This is a genomic window from Paenarthrobacter sp. TYUT067 (assembly GCF_023656375.1).
In the GTDB taxonomy this organism is placed as follows: Bacteria; Actinomycetota; Actinomycetes; order Actinomycetales; family Micrococcaceae; genus Arthrobacter.
In genome coordinates this window covers 35,328-57,801 of the sequence record NZ_JAMOIT010000001.1, presented here as the reverse complement: position 1 = coordinate 57,801, position 22,474 = coordinate 35,328, and the positions used below count along the sequence as shown (strand labels likewise).

15 protein-coding genes are annotated in these 22,474 nt (G+C 57.6%); 11 read left to right on the top strand and 4 right to left on the bottom strand.

The window, feature by feature from the left end; translation table 11 throughout:
* Nucleotides 1–115: 115 nt before the first annotated feature.
* The gene (locus MOD31_RS00225; RefSeq protein WP_250819544.1) at nt 116–817 is read right to left on the bottom strand and encodes a type 1 glutamine amidotransferase domain-containing protein; all 702 of its coding nucleotides are present in this window, start codon (nt 815–817) and stop codon (nt 116–118) included.
* A 129-nt stretch (nt 818–946) separates the two neighbouring features.
* Here MOD31_RS00225 and MOD31_RS00220 point away from each other — a divergent pair, with 129 nt between their 5' ends.
* Complete coding sequence (locus MOD31_RS00220) at nt 947–1,867, top strand: LysR family transcriptional regulator (RefSeq protein WP_250819543.1); 921 nt, start codon at nt 947–949, stop codon at nt 1,865–1,867.
* Here MOD31_RS00220 and MOD31_RS00215 read toward each other — a convergent pair.
* Nucleotides 1,818–2,915: a HAMP domain-containing sensor histidine kinase gene (locus MOD31_RS00215; RefSeq protein ID WP_250819542.1), complete on the bottom strand. Its 1,098-nt coding sequence runs from the start codon at nt 2,913–2,915 to the stop codon at nt 1,818–1,820. The two genes, MOD31_RS00220 and MOD31_RS00215, sit on opposite strands and share 50 nt — an antisense overlap.
* Before the next feature lie 106 nt (nt 2,916–3,021).
* Nucleotides 3,022–3,684: a response regulator transcription factor gene (locus MOD31_RS00210; protein WP_250819682.1), complete on the bottom strand. Its 663-nt coding sequence runs from the start codon at nt 3,682–3,684 to the stop codon at nt 3,022–3,024.
* A 170-nt stretch (nt 3,685–3,854) separates the two neighbouring features.
* On the opposite strand from MOD31_RS00210, the gene MOD31_RS00205 reads away from it, so the two are divergent.
* The 10 genes from MOD31_RS00205 to MOD31_RS00160 all read left to right on the top strand — a co-directional run bounded on the left by MOD31_RS00205 (nt 3,855) and on the right by MOD31_RS00160 (nt 20,506).
* Nucleotides 3,855–4,331, top strand: a complete 477-nt coding sequence (locus tag MOD31_RS00205) for a hypothetical protein (protein WP_250819541.1) — start codon at nt 3,855–3,857, stop codon at nt 4,329–4,331.
* A 624-nt stretch (nt 4,332–4,955) separates the two neighbouring features.
* On the top strand, nt 4,956–5,243 hold the full coding sequence (locus tag MOD31_RS00200; RefSeq protein ID WP_250819540.1) for a hypothetical protein: 288 nt from the start codon (nt 4,956–4,958) through the stop codon (nt 5,241–5,243).
* Between the two features lie 326 nt (nt 5,244–5,569).
* Nucleotides 5,570–6,469, top strand: a complete 900-nt coding sequence (locus MOD31_RS00195) for a peptidoglycan-binding protein (protein WP_250819539.1) — start codon at nt 5,570–5,572, stop codon at nt 6,467–6,469.
* Nucleotides 6,466–7,167, top strand: a complete 702-nt coding sequence (locus tag MOD31_RS00190; RefSeq protein ID WP_250819538.1) for an ABC transporter ATP-binding protein — start codon at nt 6,466–6,468, stop codon at nt 7,165–7,167. The genes MOD31_RS00195 and MOD31_RS00190 overlap by 4 nt, the downstream gene beginning before the upstream one ends.
* Complete coding sequence (locus MOD31_RS00185) at nt 7,164–8,354, top strand: ABC transporter permease (RefSeq protein WP_250819537.1); 1,191 nt, start codon at nt 7,164–7,166, stop codon at nt 8,352–8,354. The genes MOD31_RS00190 and MOD31_RS00185 overlap by 4 nt, the downstream gene beginning before the upstream one ends.
* A gap of 698 nt (nt 8,355–9,052) precedes the next feature.
* Nucleotides 9,053–11,152: a DUF262 and DUF1524 domain-containing protein gene (locus tag MOD31_RS00180; RefSeq protein WP_250819536.1), complete on the top strand. Its 2,100-nt coding sequence runs from the start codon at nt 9,053–9,055 to the stop codon at nt 11,150–11,152.
* 289 nt (nt 11,153–11,441) lie between these two features.
* The gene (locus tag MOD31_RS22095) at nt 11,442–12,017 is read left to right on the top strand and encodes a GNAT family N-acetyltransferase (RefSeq protein ID WP_374206948.1); all 576 of its coding nucleotides are present in this window, start codon (nt 11,442–11,444) and stop codon (nt 12,015–12,017) included.
* Nucleotides 12,018–13,326: 1,309 nt separating this feature from the next.
* On the top strand, nt 13,327–14,268 hold the full coding sequence (locus tag MOD31_RS00170; RefSeq protein WP_250819534.1) for a toll/interleukin-1 receptor domain-containing protein: 942 nt from the start codon (nt 13,327–13,329) through the stop codon (nt 14,266–14,268).
* Nucleotides 14,269–14,426: 158 nt separating this feature from the next.
* On the top strand, nt 14,427–19,259 hold the full coding sequence (locus MOD31_RS00165) for a type ISP restriction/modification enzyme (RefSeq protein WP_250819533.1): 4,833 nt from the start codon (nt 14,427–14,429) through the stop codon (nt 19,257–19,259).
* 92 nt (nt 19,260–19,351) lie between these two features.
* On the top strand, nt 19,352–20,506 hold the full coding sequence (locus MOD31_RS00160) for an ATP/GTP-binding protein (protein WP_250819532.1): 1,155 nt from the start codon (nt 19,352–19,354) through the stop codon (nt 20,504–20,506).
* Nucleotides 20,507–21,109: 603 nt separating this feature from the next.
* Here MOD31_RS00160 and MOD31_RS00155 read toward each other — a convergent pair.
* A complete protein-coding gene (locus tag MOD31_RS00155; protein ID WP_250819531.1) occupies nt 21,110–22,381 on the bottom strand; it encodes a DUF6575 domain-containing protein in 1,272 nt (423 codons plus the stop codon).
* Nucleotides 22,382–22,474 lie beyond the last annotated feature (93 nt).

Below are 22,474 nucleotides of genomic sequence, written 5' to 3'. Positions count from 1 at the left end.
TAGTATTGCCATTGTTGGGTAGGGAGGATAGAGCTAAACGACGGCGACGCCTCCGCGCCGCGGTTAACAGCGGTCCGGACGGGTCGCCGTCGTTGGCGGTTCTTAGCGGCTGAGTTTACTCGGTGAGTGCGGAGACGACGGCGGCCGCCACAGCCTCGCTGGACTGCGGGTTCTGACCGCTGATGAGGTTGCCGTCGCGGACCACGTAGCTGCTCCATGCAGGGCCCGCCTTCACGATCGCGCCCCGCTCGGCGAGCGTGGTGGCGACCAGCCAGGGGGTTTTCTCGCCGGTGCCGCCGGCGAGCTCTTCCTCGTCTGTGAATACCGTCAGCTCACGGCCAGCGAAAGCGAAGCTGCCGTCCGGGGCAGTAGCACTGAGCAAGCCCGCGGGGCCGTGGCAGAAGGGAGCGATGATTTTTCCGCTTTGGTCCGCCGCTACGAGCAAGGCACCGAGCTGGGCGTCCGTGGCAAGATCGGCCATGGGACCGTGCCCGCCCGGCAGAACGACGGCGTCGAACTCGGCCACATTGACGGAGCCGAGGGAGTTGGGGGTTTCGAGTTCGTCTGCTATTTCCCCGATGTACTGCTTGAACTCCTCAACCTTTTCCTCGTTGCCGACGATGTCCGGGTTCAACGAGCCAGGGTCCACTGTTGATTTCTTTCCGCCCGGGCTGGCGATGGTGATGGCTGCGCCGGAGGCTTTGAGGGCTTTATGGGCCACTACGAGTTCCTCGGCCCATACGCCCGTGGGGTGGAGGGTGCCGTCAGCGAGTTCCAGAGAATCGGCTGCTGAAACAACCATAAGAATGCGGGACATGAGGTTCCTTTCGGGAGAAGGTAAGCGGTTCGCTATTCGATGGTGCTCCTCGCGACTGTGGTATTGGCATAGAGAATACTGTGGCCCCCATAGGAATTCTTTGGGCGTGCCCATGCGAGGATTGCACCGATGGCTACTCACAACATGGAACACTTGCGGACCTTCCTCACGGTTTACCGTGTGGGGTCGCTGACCGAAGCCGCAAGAATGCTGGGTATTTCCCAGCCAACAGCCTCCACACATGTCCACTCCCTGGAACTGAATCTTGGCTTGCGGCTCTTTGAGCGGAGCCCCGTGGGCGTCACCCCGACTCCTAAAGCCGACGAATTGGCGCGTGACATTGCCCCGCACATCGACGCCTTGGACGATCTCGCCTTTATGTCCAACGTTTCAGGAGCAGATGAGTCTCTTCACTTAGGCGGTCCGGCAGAGTTCCTCACGGCCATGCTTTTGCCGGGAACCCCGGAGCTCACCCAAGCCATTGGAGTCAGGCTAAGGATTCGCTTTGGCCTGGTTGACGACTTGCTTGAGCAGTTGCGCGCCGGCCACCTGGATCTGGTGGTCAGCGCAGTCCGTCCCCGGGTCCAGGGTGTTACGGCATCGCCCCTCTTCGACGAAGAATTTGTACTGGTGGCAGCGCCGTCCTGGCAAACCAGCCTCCCGGGTGACGAACCTGTGGAGGCTGAACTGGCACGTATTCCTGTGGTTGCCTACGCCGAGAACCTGCCGATCGTTCGCCGTTACTGGCGGACCGTCTTCCACCGACGTCCTGATGATCTCAGGAGCAACTGCATCGTTCCCGATCTTCGCGGGGTGCGCGCAGCCGTTCTGGCTGGCGCCGGAATGTCCGTGTTGCCCAGCTATTTGGTGCAAGAAGACCTCGTCGCGGGGAAACTCGTGACCTTGCACACCCCCGAGTTTGCGCCGCTGAACACTGTGTATCTGGCCACCCGAACCGGCGACCTCAACCGCAACCATCCGTTGCGCTCCCTCGCATCCGCTATCGAGCGCCTAAGTCAGACCTCTGGTAACAGTCCAACAAAGCCGTGACAGTCAGGCCACCATCTTGGTTGGGTGCAATAGTAAGTTGCCCGCCATGCGCCTCGGATATCTTCTGTACCAGCGCCAGGCCAAGACCGTGTCCTCCGTTCGGGCTTGCCTCCAACCGGTTCCTGACGCGATAGAACGGTTCGACCAAGAGATCAACGATATCCGGGGGAATCTTGTCTCCGGTGTTCATCACCTCCACAAAAGACTTTCCCTTGCGGTTTCCTGTCCTGACAGTTATTGTTCCGGCCCGGATGTTGTGCCGAATCCCGTTGTGAACAAGGTTCAAGACAAGTTGGCGCAACAGGACTGGGTCACCTTGCACCGGCGCGGTTTCGTCTTCGATGGAAATCGAAACCGCCAGCGTGGAGGCTTCGGCCCGGGTCTTTTGGACGGCTTCCCTGGCAACGGCTGAAAGATCCACGGGCGCCTTCGTTAACGGTGCCTGCGTAATGGAATGCAGGTGCAACAGCGATTCAACTATTTCGCTGCTATGACGATTAACCGCGCGCAGGCGGTACAACAGCTCTGGAAGTTCCTGACGTCCCGGGTGAGCTATCGCGACGTCGATCATGGTCCTGCTTGCTGCCAGTGGCGTTCGCAGCTCATGGGAAGCATTGGCAGCAAAGCGCTTGTGGGCGCTGAACGAGCGCTCGAGCCTATCGAGCATCTCGTCAAATGTTCCTGCCAAGTCGGCTATCTCGTCCTTGGGCCCCTCAAACCGGATGCGGTGGTCCAAGGCACCTTTTCCGGCTTCCTGTGCGGCATGGTTAATCTGTTGGAGGGGTCTGAGCAAACGCCCGGCCACAATCCAACCCGTTCCTATCCCCGCTATGCCCAGTGCGGCCAGGACCAGGAGGGAGGTAATGAGCAATGTACTCAGGATATCGTTCGCACTGCTGAGGACTATAGGCGAAACAACGCCCAGAGTCCTGTCGGGAATTTCGGTATCAAGTGGCTGATCCGTTTGCGCCATAGACGGCGTGCTGCTGGTGCTCGTGATCTGGTAGGTAGGCACAAACCGCATGAATCCGTAGATCACGCCCAGCATGGTGGCCGCCGTGACGGCCAACATCACTGAATAGGCGAGAGTCAGGCGAGCCCGCACGGTCAGGCGCAGCCTCCTGCGGACGGGCAGTGAACTTTTGGCGGGCATTTTATAGGTCTGCCTGGATACGGTATCCGACTCCGGATATGGTCTCGATCACTGTCGGCTGACCCAGCTTCTTCCGCAGAGAACTCATAGTGACTCTAATAGCGTTGGTGAACGGGTTCGCATTGATGTCCCAGGCTTTCTCCAGCAGAAGCTCCGCGCTGACAACTCCACCGCCTGCTTCGAGCAAGATCTGCAGAACCGAGAATTCTTTACGGGTAAGTCTTACTGGCACGCCGTTCCGCTCAACACTGCGTCTGAACGTGTCGAGTCGAATTCCACCGTGGTTGAGCACAGGTGGGACCGTTCTCTGCCGCCGGCCCAAAGACCTTAGCCGCGCTACCAGCTCAAGGAACTCAAAGGGCTTGCCGAGGTAGTCATCGGCTCCTATTTCAAAACCTGCAACCTTGTCGTACAAGCTGTCCGCAGCTGTGAGCATCAGCACGGCAGGACCGTCCGGATCTGCAACCACGCGACGACAAACCTCGTCTCCGTGCATTCCCGGAATGTCACGGTCCAGGACCAATGCATCGTAGGCATTCTCCTGGAGCTGTTCCACGGCTGTTAAACCGTTGTCCACCAGGTCCACAGACATCCCCTCATACCGCAGCCCCGAAGCCAGGGCCTCTCCAAGATATGCATCATCCTCGACTACCAGCACCCGCAATAGACTCTCCCGTTCCAACTCGTCCGGCGGTGTTCCGGCAAGAACAAGATAGCCGGGCAAACATGTGAAAAACGTAAAAAACTGTCTGACGTCCCCTGAATGTCCCCACCGGTGTACTTGCTAAGTGACGTAGCCGAACGGCCATGAACCACCCCATCAGGAGGAAAAAGATGAATGCGTTACAGAGGCGCCGAACCAAGCTGGCCGTGTGGGCAGCCATCCCGCTCTTGGCCCTCGGCATTGCCGGATGTGGTACCCAGCAGAACAAGGAAGCGGATGGCGGCAAGCCTCGGGCTGAACAATCGATACAGGACTGGCAGGTGAGCTACGCCTCCTGCATGCGCCAAGAAGGCGTGGATGTTCCGGATCCGGGGAAAGACGGAAACCAGGCAGTACCAGCCACTGAAGATTCCCCCCTCCAGATCGCTGCGAATAAGACCTGCCTCGAAAAGATCGGTGAACCTCCCGTCGGTGACAAGGAGACTTCACCAGAGGAGGTGGGAGAAGGAGCCCTCGATACTAACAAGTGCCTCCGCGAAAACGGTGTGGATGTGAAGGACCCGGCAGCGGGGGAGATGACGGTGCTCCCTGAGGTAAGTCAAGACATTCTTGATAAGTGTGGCCTCGTCGGCGTACCGGCGGGATGATGTTCGATTCGTTCCATGTCTCCAGGCCTAAGCCCTTTGGGCGATCCGAAGAGACAACGGTCGGCTATGCATATATATGCCAAGCCCCCTCTGCCGACCATATTCCGAGACGAACGATTCCGTTGGAATCCCAGGCTTTCTCCAAAAGTTTCTCAGAACTCACATTTCCGTGACCAGAAGACTTATGGAATTCAGGTACTGATAGTTCCTTGCCTGGCGATCGTGAGGGACACCATCGTATTAAATGATGCGGTACAAAAAAGCCCAAGAAACCCGTCGAGTTCAAACGCTGGCGAATTATTTTAAGTAGCCATAGCCTACTTAAAGGCCCAATATTTTCATTTCATGTAGCCCTTAATTACTGAGGAGCTTTAGTGAAGATCACTCCCATCGTCGGGAAGACACAATGCAGGAGGATATTTAATGACTAGTTTCTTTAGTAACGGCAGAACAAAGTTTGCGCTATTGGTGGCTCCGGTCCTGTTGCTCGGGCTTGGGGCTTGTGGTGGTGCCGCTCCAGATGCTGGACCAGGCAAGGACACGAAGGCCTCAACTGCCGCGCCGAAGACCATGCAGGATTGGTCTCTGGATTACGCGTCTTGCATGCGAGGTGAAGGCTTCGATATGCCTGATCCCAGCTCCAACGGAGTCGCGGAAATGCCTCAATTCGATGACGACAGCGGAGTGATGGCCGCCCATGAGACCTGTGTAAAGAAGATCGGTACCGCCCCTGTCCAAACGGGTGGAAAGAGCAAGGAAAGCGTGCAGGAGGCCCAGCGAAAGATCGCTCAGTGCCTGCGTGATCAAGGAGTGGATATCGAGGACCCCAAGCCTGGCATGGGTATGGCCCTGCCAGAGGTGAGCGAACAAGTTATGGCTGCTTGCGGTCTGGGCGCCAAAGGCAGGAGCTAGAAAATGACACTTCCACGGGCGAAACAATTTTGGTCTGGCGCACACAGAATTGACTCATTAACACAGTGCGCTGTTCGGCAACATGACGGTGGCTCTCCGAGGAGTGGGCGATGAAGACACTAAAAGCCTCTCCCGCTGCTGATGGTTCCAGCCGCCCGTCCCTGAGGTCCAGAAGACTCAGAATCTGGTCGGTCATCGCACTTGTGCTCCTTATTGGAGCCATCGGAATGGCGATGGCACTCCAGCTAACCAACGCATCTGCAGCGCCAAGGGAAGAACAAAAGGAACCTCCCGCGACGACGGCCGAAGTCAAACGAGGTGATTTGATGTCGTTGACGCGTGCCCAAGGAATTCTTGAATATGACGGGGCGCGGCAGATCTCATCCGGATTGGGTGGTGTCCTCACCGGCCTGCCCGCGCCTGGCGGTTCCGTCGGACACGGGGGGACGTTGTTTTCGGTCGACAACGCCCCCGTGGTCCTCCTACACGGAAACCTCCCTGTATGGCGAGAGTTTGCAGCAGACATGACCGACGGCCCTGATGTTGAACAGTTGGAGAAGGCGCTGGAGGCGCTGGGATACTTCCCGTACAGCCCAAATCAAACGTACGACTGGAACACCATCGTGGCCGTGAAGGCCTGGCAGAAGGCTCTTGGTCTTAAGCAGACGGGAACCATTGAGTTGGGCCGTATCCAGTTCAGTGCGGGAGACGTCCGTATTTCGAAGCTGCTGTTGAATATTGGCGATCAGGTCGGCGCTGGAGCAGGCGTCATGACCGTCACATCTGCGGACAAGATCGTCAAGGCGGAACTTGACGTTGCCGATCGCAGCTCGGTATCGGTTGGAGGAGCTGTGAACGTGACACTGCCGGACAAGACAGTCTTGACCGGCAAGATCAAAGAGATCGGTCAACCGGTGGAAGTGGAAAAACCCACCGGCAAGAAGGTCATCGTACCCATCCTCGTATCAGTGGATGATGTCACCGCGACGAAGGAACTGGCCGGCGTAGCCGTCAGCGTGACTATTGAACAGGTCAGCCGCAAAGATGTACTGTCAGTGCCCGTCAGTGCCCTGATGGCCATTGCCGAAGACAAATATGGTGTTCAAGTCGTATCCGACGGATCCCTCCGGCTCGTCGAAGTACAGACCGGTGTGTTCGTAGGTGGATTCGTGGAAATTCTTGGTGGCGAGATCAAAGCTGGAGACAGAATCGTGGTCGCGGGATGAATGAGTTGATCGTCGAACTCAAGGATGTGTCCCGCGTCTACGGCAGCCCCCCGGTGCGGGCCCTCGATGAGGTAAGTCTGAAAATCACCAAAGGTGAGCTAGTTGCGGTTGTCGGACCGAGCGGGTCAGGAAAGTCAACGTTGCTGAGCATCCTCGGCACCTTGGATCTGCCATCCGCAGGCGAAGCATTTATAGATGGCTGCAATATCGCGGACCTCAGCGATAGTGGGTTGGCTGCCCTCCGCGCTTTCCGAATTGGATTCGTCTTCCAGCAGTTCCACCTTGCGGAAGGTGTGACCGTCCTGGACAACGTCTCCGATGGATTGCTCTATACGGGGACTTCCCTGACTGAGCGACGAGAACGAGCCGAAGCGGCACTCCTGCGAGTCGGGCTCGGGCACAGATTGAGTCACCAACCCAACCAGCTCTCGGGCGGGGAAAAACAGCGCGTGGCGATAGCTCGTGCGGTTGTAGGGAATCCAGCCCTATTGCTGGCCGATGAGCCTACCGGGAACTTGGACACGCATGCCGGCGAAGGCATTATCGACCTCCTGTTCGAGCTCAACGAAGCAGGCACCACCATCGTGGTCATTACTCATGATCTCGATTTGGCTGCTCGTATTCCCCGGCGGCTGATGATTCGAGATGGGCAGCTGACAGGGCAGGAAGTTTCGAACAATCTTGGGGCGAACTCGTGAACGATTCAAGAGTGCCGCGCCTCCTGTGGTGGGATATTGTGCGGCTGGGTTCCAGCGGACTTCGTACGCGTCCGATGCGCTCAGTACTTTCTGCCCTGGGCATTGCCATAGGTATCGCCGCAATGATCGCCGTCGTCGGTATTTCTACGTCCAGCCAGGCACGCTTGAATGAGCAGTTTGCACAACTCGGTACCAACTTGCTGACCGTCACACCCGGCAAAAGCCTAGCCGGGAAGGAAACGCCCCTCCCCTCCGATGCCGTCCAACGCGTTCGACGCATGGCTGGCGTGGAGAGGGTGAGCTCGATATCGGAAATCAAGAACGTCAACGTGTTTCGCAATGACCTCTCCGATCCTCGAAGCACGGGTGGACTCATTGTTTACGCGGCAGATCTGGAACTCCTTGATGCGGTTGGAGCAGACCTCTATTCAGGCAAGTGGTTGGATGCAGCGTCGGGTAGATACCCTACGGTCGTTTTGGGCAGCAAGGCGGCGTCCCGACTAGGCATTGCCACCCCTGGAGGACAGGTATTTTTGGGGGGAAAGTACTTCACAGTTATGGGAATTCTTAAGCCTGTTCCTTTGGCACCAGAACTCGACACGGCCGCGCTCGTCGGTATCCACGCTGCGAGAGACTCTTTGAACCACGAGGGCGAGCCCACCACCGTCTACGAAAGGTCAGCGGAACAACTGGTGGAGCAGGTGCGGAAGCTTCTCCCTGCCAGTACGAAACCCGAAGCCCCAAACGAAGTCAACGTGAGCAGGCCGTCCGACGCCTTAGCAGCTAAATACGCGACGGATCAAGCCTTTACGGGGATGCTCGTAGGTCTGGGGTCAGTCGCCCTGCTCGTCGGCGGGATCGGTGTAGCGAACACGATGATAATTTCGGTGCTGGAAAGGCGCAAGGAAATCGGCCTGCGGCGGTCCCTCGGGGCAACCAAATCACATATCAGAGGACAGTTCCTCACCGAAGCTGTCCTACTTTCTGCCCTTGGTGGGCTGGCCGGAGCCTTCCTGGGATTCGGCGTCACCGCCGTGTTCGCACTATCCAACGGTTGGTTGCTGTCGATTCCATTGTCGGTATTCCCCATTGCCATCGGCGCCACTGTGGCGATCGGCGCCTTCGCCGGGCTTTATCCAGCAATACGCGCCGCTCGACTCCCACCCACCAGTGCTCTCAACGCCTGACGCCGCCGCCTCCGCATCCGGGGTACCGAAATGCGGGGGCGGCAGCACGGACGCTAAGGATGGAATCAGCCGGAGCGGACACAGCCACTAACCTGCAGGAAGAACATGCATGAGCCTGGACTTGAGCGGACCGACAATCGCAATCCTTACCACCTTAGGCATAGCCGCTGTTCTATTCACATGGAACTTGTTAGCCTTCGTGGTCGTCCTCTTGGTCGCCGGTGCCGGGCGTGCAGTATCATTGCTCGTCTCGCCCAGCCTAAGAGTCCGTAACCTCCGTCGGTATCGCCAAAGATCGAATGACTAGGTGAAAATCCAGCGGGGGTCGTAGGAAGCCCGTCCCTTCGGCGACAGGGGACCCTACGGAACCATCCTGACCAATCCTTGGTGGAAGGCTCGTCGATCGCTTCCGGGACCAGCGCCGTCGTCCATGATTGGCTTTTTCTGGTTCCGAGTTTTGCCCCACCCGACAAGAACCTGACCCTATGCCGTGGACGGCAACGATTTGGAACAGTGTGGTGTATAGGTGGTCGGTGGCCATGAGCCATCCACCCTGGCGCATCGAGCAGTTCTCTGCCGCCCATCGACCGTCATATCGGATAAGTACGTAGGGGATGAGCCTCGGCAGAGAGGAACTGCGCCGATCGATTGGCTGCCTCGACGATAAGGTTGTGATCAAAACAACGTGAAGGGGACTCGTGAAGGCTGTTGACTCGCATCTGCTTACGCTGCTAAAGGCGAGCAGTCAGTTCATTGTCCCGATCTACCAGCGGCTTTATTCATGGCAAGAATCTGAGTGCGCGCAGCTGTGGGCCGATATCATGCGGGCGGGATCGAATTCGGCACTTGGGTCACATTTCACAGGCTCCATCGTCTACGTCGCAAAGGACCTAGCCACTAATACCTCTGCTCAGCCTGATCTAATCATTGATGGCCAGCAGCGGGTAACGACGATAACGCTGATACTGGAAGCGCTAGCTGCCCGGTTGGAGACACTGCCAGACGATCAGCGCGAGCCTTGGGACGGGTTCTCGCCACGGAAGATCCGGAATCGGTACCTACTCAACGATGATGAGGAAGGTGAGCGTCAGTTCAAGCTGATCTTGTCCCAAAGCGACAGGCTCGCATTGACCGCCATTCTCCAGGGAGCGGAGCCGGCCAGCGACGTTGTCAGCCGCGTGATTGAGAATTACGCCTACTTCCGCCGGAAACTCGATGATCCGAGGCTCGACCTGTCCGTCGTCTGCCGCGGCCTCGACAAGCTCGTTGTCGTAGACGTAAAGCTCGAGCGCGGTACGGACAACCCGCAGCTCGTTTTTGAGGCGATGAACTCGACTGGCAAGAAGCTGTCCCAAGCTGACCTGATCCGCAACTACGTTCTCATGGATATGCCGCCCAAACAGCAGGACAGGGTCTACTCGGCCTACTGGCATCCGATGGAGCTCGAGTTCGTTGGTGCGGAGGAGAGCCAATTCGACGAGTTCGTCCGCCATTATCTGACCATCAAATCTGGCGAGATCCCTCGCCTAGACGACATCTACGATGCCTTTAAAGATCACGCGGCGGTTTTCACAGACGGGGACGAGACAATTGAGTCACTCGTCATCGAGCTGCGGCAGTACGCCCGGCGGTATTGCGCGATGGCGTTGGGCAAGGAGACGGATCTTACGCTGCGGCGGGCCTTCAAGGATCTCGACCAAATCAAGGCCGACGTTGTCTATCCTTTCCTGCTCGACGTCTACACAGACTACGAGCTCGGAACTCTGACTCGTGACGGCGTACAGCAGATAGTTGATCTCGTAACTTCGTACATCTTCCGTCGCGCTGTCTGCCGTATTCCGACCAACTCACTAAACAAGACCTTCGCCAGCTTTAGCTCAGCGGTGCGCAAGGACCGTTATCTCGAGAGCGTAAAGGCCCACTTCCTCGGCCTCAAGAGCTATCGCAGATTCCCGACCGACGCCGAGTTCGTTTCCGATCTCAAGTCAACTGACTTGTATAACTTCCGCCGGCGCTCTTACTTTCTTCGCATGCTGGAGAACTATGGCCGCAAGGAGCACGTGACGATCGAGGACTACACGATCGAGCACATCATGCCGCAGAACGAGAATCTCTCGGCTTCATGGCGAGCAGCCCTTGGGGATGACTGGCAGGACGTGCAAGTGAAATACCTGCATACCCTCGGAAATCTGACGCTCACGGGCTATAACTCAGAATACTCAGACCATGCGTTTGCTAATAAGCGCGACATGGAGGGAGGGCTCAAAGAGAGCCCGCTCCGGCTTAACAAGGGTCTAGGGCAACTCGACACCTGGAACGTCGGCGAGATCCAGAAGCGCGCCGCGCGGTTGGCAGACGAAGCGCTCGTGATCTGGTCTCTGCCGAAGTTGCCAGCCGAAATGATCATGGAGTTCGAGGGGAAACGGGCAGAGTCGGACTTCTCCATCGAAGACCACCCCCACTTGCTCCGCCAGCCGCGGAGAGCCCTATTCGAGAAGTTCAGTGGCGAGGTTCTCGCCCTTGACCCAGGCATCACCCAGCAATTCCTCAAGCACTACGTCGCTTTCAAGGCTGAGACCAACTTCGTCGACGTCGTTCCGCAGAAGGCTCGGCTGAGGTTGAGCCTCAACATCCCAATCGAGGCGCTCCGGGACGAGCGGGAGCTTGCCTGGGACGTCAGCGACAAGGGGCACTGGGGCAATGGTCCCACCGAGGTCAGCCTCGACGAGGACACCGACCTTGGCTACATCATAGGCTTGGTCCGCCAGGCTTTCGAATTACAGATGGGTGGCGAGTAAGTGGACCGCCACCCCGCCCGACACGGAAGCGTCCCGCGGATGGAGCCGATTCGCTGTTCTACTCAGCAGACGTACACCGGTGGAATCGATAGGCTCTTGGCGGGCGCAAGCGTCACCTAAGGCTCGGCTTTTATTGCGGTCTTCCCGCCCTTGGTGAGGCCTGGCTTACACGTTGAGAAATGCCTCGCCATGATTACTGCAGTGCAGGGAGCCGTCACAACATCAGGCTAAAGTCCCGAGCCGTCCCCAAACGCGAACGCGCACATTTCGTCGTTGATAATGTTCGGGTATGTTCAACCCCTCCCCATATCACGAACCAGGGTTCGGCGCATGGAAGCAACGGCTAGAGACTTTGCCACTTTCAAAAATCTTGATCCGCGAGGCAGATCAGGCGGCGCAGGACGGTCGCTGGATGCGATGGATGCAGGCAGACTGCGAGTCCACCTACATTCAGTCTGTCGAGGACAACGTGGCGAAGATTGGGCAGCAACTCGTTTTGCTGGCAGAGATCGCTAACTATCCTGTCGGCGTTTGTTGTGTGCTCGCGGGTCGAACCAATTCGGATCCGCTGTTCATTCAGTTGGTTGCAGTAGTTCCCTTCGCTCGGCGACGAGGGGTAGGACTCGCACTCCTCAGAGCGGTCGCCGGGTGGCAGCCACACCGCAGCATCGCGATGGCCACTCTCGATGACAACGTCGCCGCGCGAAGGTTGAACGAGCGTTTCGCCCAATCGATTGGCGGGAACATTCAGCGTGTCCCCGTCAGCCGATTCCGGCGGTCCGACTTGGGATTCGCCCCAGGCGAGCGTCACCGTCCCTGGGTCATCGACCGTCAACAGGAAGCTGATACAGCCGTGCTCCGGTGAGACAGTTTAGGGCTGGGCGCCGGCAAAGTGCGTGCTCCTCTAACGGGCGCCAGCGCACGGCGGAGCTACAAAGAGAGCTGCTACCTGCGGCAGGGGAGTGCCTCACCAAGATAGGACCCAGCTTAAAGGGGGTGGAACCGCTCAAGAACCGTGCCTAGGCCGGGCACAATATCGGTTGCTCAGTACGAATTTCTGGAATGCTGCCTTGCGCTAGGCTCCTATCCATGGACTCCACTACGTTCGGTATCTTGCTGGGAATTGCCGGCATTGCTATTACCGTCGCCCTGGGCTTACCTCCGTTGCTGAGACGCCGTAGTGTCACGTATTGGTCTCCTCCGACTTGGAGTCGGGGAACCGAAAAGATCGGGACTACGCGTATCCCGGTTGTCACTGCCCGTTGGGCTGTACGTGGCAACAATGCTTCCATCCAAGGCGTGGAGTGCTCGGTTCGGGGCCCTTCAGGCAAGTGGCGGCAGCTAGCAGCACCGAAAGGAAAACTCGACCTTCCAAAAGAGAATTTGTACACGCATATCAACCTCGTTGATGAGGTGCCCTTCAACTCGATATTCGCATCGCCGGTAAACATTGGGAAACCAGTTAGGGACTCGCTCTCATTGGCCAAGAAAGGCCGCTATCGACTTCGAGTCCGCTGGTATGAAGACGACAAGCCTCGGCGGCGCGAGAAGGTCTTTTCATATGTGGTGCGCTGACCAACCGCAAAAGCGCTGCCCGCCACGTGCCGAGTAGTAGTGACAGGAGGCGCACGGGTGGGGTTCAGCCAGTGCTCGCCCCTTGGCTGCGGTGCTCTGCGGAAAGGCAGTATCGGAAGATTCTGAGCCCAAGGCCACTACCATGCCGGCCCGGGCAATGACTTCTGGAATCTGCTCTACCAGTGTGGCCTCACCAGCGAATCGCTCACTCCCGAGCGGGACCGGGAATCAACCGTGCATGGGCTGGGAGTGAATGATCTGGTGAGGGAATGAACCAGTCAAATGATCGGAGGCTCCATGCGCAGTACAACGTTCTCGAACTAATCGGCGTCCTCCGTGACTACGGCCCTCGGTTCGTGGCGTTCATAAGCTTGGAAGCGGGGAAAGCTGCCGCTAGGCATATAGGAGTTCGTCACCCGATGCTCGGTCTGCAGTCGTGGACCTAGCTGGGTGCCGTGTGTAGCTGAAACCCTTCTATGACGGCAGTCACACATCCAAGTAAAATGGAACATCCCGGTCGGCAATTGAATGCGACTGCTGGCTCGCATGTGCGAAGCCGCGCGTGCAGGATGTCGGTTCAGGCCGTATACCTTTGGATCATGACCGTCACACCTAAAGCCTTCATCAGTCACGCAACTGAAGACAAGGCCGCCTTCGTCGTTCCTTTCGCCACCAAACTCCGCGAAAGGGGTGTGGATGCCTGGGTCGATCAGTGGGAGATCAAAGCCGGTGAATCACTTGTGGACCGCATTTTCGAGTCTGGTATCAAAGACGCCTCCGTCTTCATCGTTATCCTTTCCTCAACCAGCGCGATCAAACCTTGGGTGAGGGATGAAATGGACGCAGGCGTAATGCGGCGAATATCTGGCCAGGCAAAGGTCATCCCTATTCTCCTGGATGACGTTGAGGTTCCCATATCACTCCAACACACGCTGTACCTGTCAGTACCCAACGACGGGCTTGAAGGCGTGTTGGAGAAGACGCTCCATTCCATCTTCGAAATTGACAACCGGCCACCTTTGGGCGAGCCTCCTGCGTACACAACTGCTGCCTTACTGCCCAAGGTTCTTCCAGACCCAGTGGACAATGTTGTTCTCAACGCAATAATCGATCTACATCTCGACGACTCGACTGGCATGATCGATGACCACACACTTCTTTCGTGCCTAGCTGGAACTGGAGTGTCGGCGGAGGCCATGAATGAAAGCGTTGAAATATTCGAGTCGGAGCGACGGATCACCCGTCAGAAGGCCGTTAGCGGCAACTGGTTTATCACCGGTGTCAGCAGCAGAACGCTTTTGCCCGCCCTTACCGCTCGAGGTGTCGGTGTGCAAGGACTGCAGATGCGGATGCTTACCGAGATCGTCAACAAACCTCAACAAACCTTTCTCTCGTTCGAGGACCAGCCGAGAGTGGTTACGCGAGCCCTTTTGGAGTCGTTGGAAGCACAAGGATTTATCAAGACACAATCGGCGGTGAGCGGCCATGTGTTTATTGTCGACGTCTCAGCGGCAGCGACGCGTACGGTCCGTCGGGCCTGAGTGGCTCGTGACGGCCGCCGCCGGACGGGAACTGCGCCGTCCAGGCAAATACCAAGGTGGCAGGAAACGGCCCGGTGTTTGCATTCGGCGGATCCCGCCCGCGCACTAAAGCAGCAGCGATTCCGCTGGGCCCAACATAGTAAGGCAAGATACCTTGTATGGGTTCAGCAAGTTTCGAAGATGTCCTCGATCATCTCTACTTCTCGGCGAGGGATCAGCACGAAAAGGGCACCAAATTCGAGCACCTGATGAAGCGTTACCTAGAGCTTGAACCTAAGTTCGCTGACCAGTTCGCCCACGTCTGGCTGTGGAGCGAGTGGCCGGGCCGGAACGGGCACGTCGACACCGGCATCGATCTCGTGGCTAAGGACCGCTATACGGGCGAGCTCACGGGCATTCAGTGCAAGTTCTACGACCCGGCTAGGACTCTGGACAAAAAGCAGATCGACTCATTTTTCACCGCTGTCGGCAAGAGTGACTTTTCCTACGGCATGGTTGTTTCCACCACCGATAAGTGGTCCAAGCACGCCGAGGATGCTCTGGAGGGCCAGTCCAAGCCGATGACCCGGCTCCGGTTCGCCGATCTCGCTGACTCCACCATCGACTGGTCCGCGTTCAGCGTTGATGCTCCCGAACAGATGAAGCAGTTGGGCGGCAAGGAGCCCCGGAAGTACCAGCGCCAGGCGATCGATGACGTGAAGAAAGGTTTCACGAAGAGCGACCGCGGTAGGTTGATCATGGCGTGCGGCACCGGAAAGACCTTCACCTCCCTCAAGATGGTCGAGGAGATCGTCCCCATCGGCGGCTACGTGCTGTTCCTGGTTCCTTCTATCGCCCTTCTGCAGCAGACCTTGAACGAATGGACCGCCCAAGCATCCGTACCGCTGCGGCCACTGGCCGTCTGCTCCGACACAAAGGTCGGCCGGAAAGAGCACGAGGACGTCAGCGTCCATGACCTAGCGTTCCCGGCCACAACCGACCCAACAAAGCTCCTGAACCGGGCTCGGATCAGCACAGGCCAGGACGCCATTACGGTGGTCTTCTCCACCTACCAGTCCATCGACGTCATCCATCAGGCCCAAAAGGCTGGCCTACAGGAGTTCGACCTCATAATCTGCGACGAAGCCCACCGGACCACGGGCATCACGGAAGCCAGCCATGATGACTCCGCGTTCGTGAAGGTGCACGACAATACTTATATCGAATCCGGCAAACGGCTCTACATGACGGCCACACCTAGGATCTATGTTCAGGAATCCAAGACCAAGGCCGCTCAGGACAACGTCACCGTCTACTCAATGGACGACGAGGACGTCTACGGCCCCGAATTTCATCACCTCGGCTTCGGTAAGGCAGTGGAGATGGGCCACCTTGCTGACTACAAGGTGCTTGTACTTGCCGTCGATGAGGAGACCGTCAGTAAGTCCTTCCAGAGTCTTTTCGAAGACAACGGCGACCTCAACCTCGACGACGCCGCCCGGATCGTCGGCTGCTGGAACGGCCTCTCCAAGCGTGGTGTCAACGGTCTGCGATTGGACATTACCGACAGCTCTCCGATGCGCCGAGCCGTGGCTTTCGCCCGCAATATCAAGGAATCCAAGAAGCTGGCCGCCGACTTTGAGCTTGTCGGCCGGCAGCTTCTCGTTAACCGCGGCGAGTCGGAAGCCCCGGCGCTGAGGCTACAGGCTGACCACGTTGATGGCACTTTCAACGTCCTGGAACGATCGTCCAAGCTGGACTGGCTCAAAGCCGAGGATACGCCAACCGCCACGGGTGAAGACACCTGCCGGATTCTCTCCAATGCCCGGTGCCTCTCCGAAGGCGTCGACGTACCTTCCCTAGATGCCGTCCTGTTCCTAAACCCGCGCAACTCCCAGGTCGACGTCGTCCAATCAGTCGGCCGCGTCATGCGCAAGGCCGAGGGCAAGGAGTACGGCTACATCATCCTGCCGATCGCCGTCCCGGCCAGTCAGGACCCCGAGACCGCCCTAAATGACAACAAGAAGTACAAGGTCGTCTGGGACGTCCTGCAGGCCCTTCGGGCACACGATGACCGGTTCGAAGCCATGATTAATAAACTGGAACTGAACCAGAATGCCAACGATAAGATCGACGTTATTACCGTTGCAGACCCGTTCGGCGACGGTCCGGTTGGCCCCGGCGGGGACCACAACAAGGGCTCGGGAACGGATGCTCTGTTCCACATGGCCGGAGCGGACCAGTGGCGCAACGCCATCTTCGCCCGCATGGTCCGCAAAGTCGGGGACCGCCGCTACTGGGAATCCTGGGCCAAGGACGTCAAAGACATCGCCGACCGGCACGTGCTCCGGATCCGCTCCATCCTGAACGGCGAAGACCAGCGGCCGCGGGAAGAATTCAGTGTCTTCCTTCAGGGCCTGCGAGGGAATCTGAACGACGCCATCAGCGAGTCCGACGCCATCGACATGCTTTCCCAACACCTGATCACCAAGCCGGTCTTCGAAGCCCTCTTCGAAGGCTACTCGTTCGCAGCGAACAACCCAGTCTCCCAAGTGATGGACTCCATGATTGACATTCTGGAGAAGTACAACTTGGACTCGGAGGTGGCCAGCCTCGAGTCCTTCTACCGCTCCGTCCGCGTCCGCGCCGAAGGCATCACCAATGCCGAGGGCAAGCAGAAGATCGTGACCGAGCTGTACGAGAAGTTCTTCAAGCTGGCCTTCCCCCGCACCGCCGAATCACTTGGCATTGTCTACACGCCCGTTGAGGTCGTCGACTTCATTATCAGAGCCGTCGACGATGTCCTTGTCAGGGATTTCGGAGCCTCCATCAGCGACGAGGGTGTCCACGTCTTGGATCCGTTCACGGGGACCGGCACCTTCATCGTGAGGCTGCTCCAGTCTGGCCGGATCAAGCCGGAAGACCTACTGCGCAAGTACACGCAGGAGCTTCATGCCAACGAGTTGCTGCTGATGGCCTACTACATCGCCGCGATCAACATCGAGGCCACTGTGCATGGTCTTCTTGAAGAACAGGCGGCGGCTGAAGGCAAAGACGCTGGAGATGTTCCCTATGTCCCATTCGATGGCATTGTCTTGACAGACACATTCCAAATGACGGAGGACGGGGACACCCTCGACGATTTCGTCTTCACTTCCAACAATGACCGCGTCAAGGCACAGAATGCCCTCGACATCCGCGTGATCATCGGCAATCCGCCTTACTCAGTCGGCCAGTCCAGCAGCAACGACAACAACGCCAACCTCAAGTATCCAACCCTCGACGGATCCATACGCAACACCTACGTCTCTCGTTCTAAGACACACAACAAGAGCAAACTTTACGATTCGTACATCCGAGCCATCCGGTGGGCGTCTAATCGCATTCTGACCGCGGACGGCGGCGGAGTCGTTGCTTTCGTCTCTAATGGCGGTTACATCGATTCCAACTCCGCCGACGGACTCCGAAAGACTCTCTGCACCGAGTTCCACGAAATCTACGTCTACAATCTCCGCGGTAACCAGCGGACCGCCGGCGAGCAGAGCAAGAAGGAAGGCGGCAAGGTTTTCGACTCTGGAAGCCGGAACACCGTCGCCATCCTACTTCTCGTCAAGCGCCCAGGCTCAGTTAACGAGTGCAAACTGAATTATCACGACATCGGTGATTATCTCGACCGGAAGACAAAACTAGCCACGGTCGAACTAGCAACTATCAACAACCTTGAATGGGAAACGATCACTCCCAACGATGAGGGGGACTGGATCAACCAGCGGAACGGCTTGTTCGAGTCGTTCAGTCCCATCGGCGACAAGGATGGTGGAACCGGGCTGTTTAGACTGCACTGTGGAGGATTAAATACGGCCCGTGACGCATGGGTGTACAACGCATCGAAGGTTGAGCTTCAGCGAAACGTCGTCCGCATGGTTGACTTTTACAACTCGGAAGTGGACCGCTATACGGGGACGGGCGGCGTCGAGGACTTCATAAATACCGACCCCTCAAAGATCAGCTGGAACCGCGCGGACAAGGCTCAACTCGTGCGAGGTGTGCACTACTCCGTTGCCAACAGCGGATACCGGGTCGGCGCTTATCGCCCCTTCAACAAACAGCACGTTCACTTCAACCGCCAGCTCAATGACATGGTCTACAGGCTGAATGACATGTTCCCGACCCAAGATGCCGAGAACCTTGGCTTCTACATCGTTGGCGTCGGCACCGAGAAGCCCTTCTCAGCTCTTGCCGTGAATGAGATCCCCAATTTGTCGTATTGGGGTTCTGGCCTTGGTCAGTTCTTCCCCAGATACGCATACTCGCCGCAAACCCGCGGCGAAGCCGATCTTTTTGGAGAGCTCGAGTCGGCCTCACCCGGGCAGAAGCGGATCGATAACATAACGGATACAGCTCTCGCCGACTACCGGTCCGTATACGGGCCGACCGTCGTCAAGGACGACATCTTTTTCTATGTCTATGGGCTACTCCACTCTCCCGACTACCGGAACAGATTCGCCGCTGACTTGAAGAAGATGCTTCCACGCGTTCCACAGGTCCCTGGCCTAGATAGGTTCCGGGCCTTCGTCAACGCTGGCAGGAGACTCTCCGACCTGCACATCGGCTACGAGTCGCTGGAGCCGTTTGCGTTAGAAGAAGTGGCAACCGGCCCTGCGGGCGACCAAGACGATTATGCCCGATATGCGGTGACGAAGATGAAGTACGGCGGCAAAGCTGGCGCTTGGGACAAGACCCGCATCATCTACAACTCGCAAATCACTCTGGAAGGAATACCGGAGGACGTCCATCGCTACATGCTGGGTTCCCGCTCAGCCTTGGACTGGATAGTCGAGCGATATCAGGTGAAACACGACAAGCCGTCGGGGATCGTGAATGACCCGAACGCCTGGTCCCGAGAGCATGAGCAACCACGCTATGTCATTGACCTGATTGCCCGCATCGTGACTCTCAGCTTGGAGACGAACCAGATTGTGGATTCACTGCCTGAGCTCGGTTTGGATTAGGCCGCCTTACCAGCAGCGCAAGCTGAGAATCGCTTTTCGTGGAAAGCGCCATACTGTCCAATGTGTGAGGCCGGCTCACATAGGCTTCTCATATGCAAAGCAGAGAGCAAGAGCAGCACATTGCAGTGTTTGGCGAAAGTGGCAGCGGTAAGACCGTGATGGTGTCTTCGTTCTACGGAGCCACCCAGGAGCAGCATTACCTGCAAAAGAGCCTCTTCGACGTGGTCGCAGATAGTGCTGAGCAACACCGACAGCTCCATCAGACCTACCTTGGCATGAAGAATTCAGCCCAAGTTCCCGATGCGACTCGTTTCTCCTCTACGTCCTATACCTTCTCCATCAAGCTGAAGGACACGGTAGATTCCAAAACGAGGATGGCCAAGCCTTTCGACGCACTGCGTCTTGTATGGCACGACTACCCGGGGGAGTGGTTCGAGCAAGACGTAAGTGGGGCGACGGAAGCGCAGGACAGGGTCGGCACCTTCAAAAGCTTGCTGGGGTCTGACGTCGCTCTCCTGTTGGTGGACGGTCAGCGGTTGCTGGACCATTCCGGCGAGGAAGAGAAATACCTGAAAGCCTTGCTTACCAGTTTCCGCAGGGGATTGCTGTCGCTTAAAGGTCAGCTGCTGGAAGACGGCACCCTGCTCCGCAAATTTCCGCGTATCTGGATAATGGCTCTCTCAAAGTCTGATTTACTACCCAACTTAAATGTGTACGAGTTCAGGGATCTTCTAATAGAGAAAGCCCGAGACGAGATCGACCAACTTCATAGGGTATTGGCTGGGTTTGTGGAGGTCAGCGAGGCGCTGTCATTCGGCGAGGACTTCGTGCTCCTTTCGTCGGCAAAGTTCGACGCAGACAAGATTGAGGTGACCGAGCGAGTCGGGCTGGAGCTGATTCTGCCCATGGCTGCAATGCTCCCACTCCAGCGCCATGCCAGATGGGCACAGCTGAAGCTCATCCCTGGGAAATTGGGCGCGCAGCTGCTGACTAAGGCCAAGACTTTGGCCATGGCTGCCGCGCTGCTCGGAGAAAAAGGAAGGCTACCGGGCCGGATGGGCCGTCTATTGAGCCGTCTCGATCCTGATCTCGTGGACCAAGTGGCCAAACTTGCGGGAGACAAACTTAGGGACGTCAACTCCGAGGCGGTGGCCAAACGAGACTACCTAGCAGCCACACTGACGCGCTTCCAGTTGGATTTGGAAGAGGGGGAAGAGAAACAAATCCTTTTCAGGAGTCGTAGATGAAGCTTATTTGGGCCACGCGTGGGCGTAACTGGGGCTTCCGATTTCTCCGAAATGGGGGCTTCCCTGATCCACTGCCGGTGTACGAGGATGTCTTCTCGGCTACCGATGGTGGACCCGAGATCTGCCGCCGCGTCGGCGAGAAACTGGCACTGCGCTTCCCAGATCCATCTGGTTGGACGGACAGAGCCGGCAGAGTCATTCCACACGATTTTGTCGTGTTCGGTCCCGTAGTAGACCGAATCGACTCGGTGGAGAAGGGACGACAACTGATCTGGCCTCTAGTTGCAGATGATTTCGCGCAGGTCTGGCAGCTGCCCAAGCCGCCCCGGAATAGCTAGGTCTGCCACCTAAACGACGCTTCCCTCGGCATCTAACGCTCGTCGATGCCAAACCCCGCGTTCAGAGAGCTGGCTCGCTATTGTGCAGCTCGATCGCGATCCAGCTGCGCTGGAGGTCTATGGCGTCTTCCGATGGTGTGGCGGGTTCGGGAGGTAGGGCATGAGGACCAGGCCGGGGTCGATATTATCTCGTGGACTCCGTGGCCGAGGGTAATGTCACCCACGACGGGGTGGTTGATCTTTTTGGTAGCTGGGGAGTGGCACCCTACGGGGTGTCGTCCCCGGTAGGTGCGGAACTCGGTGCCGCGGGTAGCTCAGGGGCTGATTGTGGACTGGAGCCGTCAACCATATGGCTCAACTGCTCCAATGTGTAGGTAAATTTCGTTTGTCCGGTGGCGGCTTCGTCCAAAGCCACCTCGGTCAGAATGACCTCATATTCATCGTGAATGGTTGCCCTCGACACCTCCGGAAGGGCTGCTGCGGAAACCTTGCCCTGGTACAGCACGTCCGACTCGACGTCTCTAAGTCCGAATCGCATGTGTTCACTGTCTGCCGCAACAAGGGTCATCCGGCCACGAATTTCAGTAGGTTCTTGTTCTATGGCCGCGTCCAGTAGCTGACTCAGCCTGTCAAGTTTCTCGGCCGTCAGCTTGGCAGTGCGCTTGCCGAACTGAGGGCTCCCTGCATTCAACGTTACATCGCCCTTTGTTTCCGCAAGTTGGCGGATCAGACGGCTATAACTGCGAGCTCCCCGTGGCTTGAGCTGCAGTACTTCCTGCGCAACGGTTTCGCTGTCGGCAGCGTCTGCCGCCATCGTTACCAGACGTTCAACCGCTTTGGAAAAGGGAGATTCCCCGAAGAGGTCTTGGCCGTCGGTGGCCGCGATTCCCAGAACGAAACTGGCCGCGGAGAGCGCTAAGACGTTCGATGCCAGCGCGCTTGTGACGTCGATCGGAAGGGCTCCGGCCTGTGGGGGCTCTTCGAGCAGTTCCAGTGCACCGAAGTTCTCAAGGACACCCTGGAGCGCGACAAGTACTAGGCCAATTGCTCTGGTCGGGGCTTCTGTCCGGTAGTAATCAGGGAGGTGCACTTGCACGTCCAGTCGCGTGCGGCCCTCTTGAACTGCAAGTCGCTCCAAGTTTTCGGGATCAAGTGCAGGCTCAGCCGTGGGAGTATCAAGGTTGAGTGCGAAGTCCGATGCTGGGAGCCAGTCATCGAGGACGTCTGTTGGCCTGATAGGAACAACGGTGTCAGGCTCATCACCTTGGTGGTAGAGGGTGGCAACGTAGAGAAACCCCTCGGGACGAAGATAAGCATCTCGCAAGTTGATCCCGCCGGACCTCACTGCAGAGAGCCTTCCGGTAGAAACCGGGACGTACAGCCAGAGGTCGCGGTCAACCCCCTCTTCGGCCCATCCTGCTATGAATTTTTGGTCCGTGCGGGAACGGCACGTGAAGAGGCGAGGCCCGTCGTACTCTACGAAGACCTCTTCCAGTTCGAGATCACCCAACAGCGTATTGGTCGGTAACCAGCCCATTTATATCACTCTGAATTCTTGCCATGATTCGTCACCGCGTGGTTTCCACCAAGTGTGATGTGAGGGCTTGTCCTTGCCGGGAGTTGCAGCCAT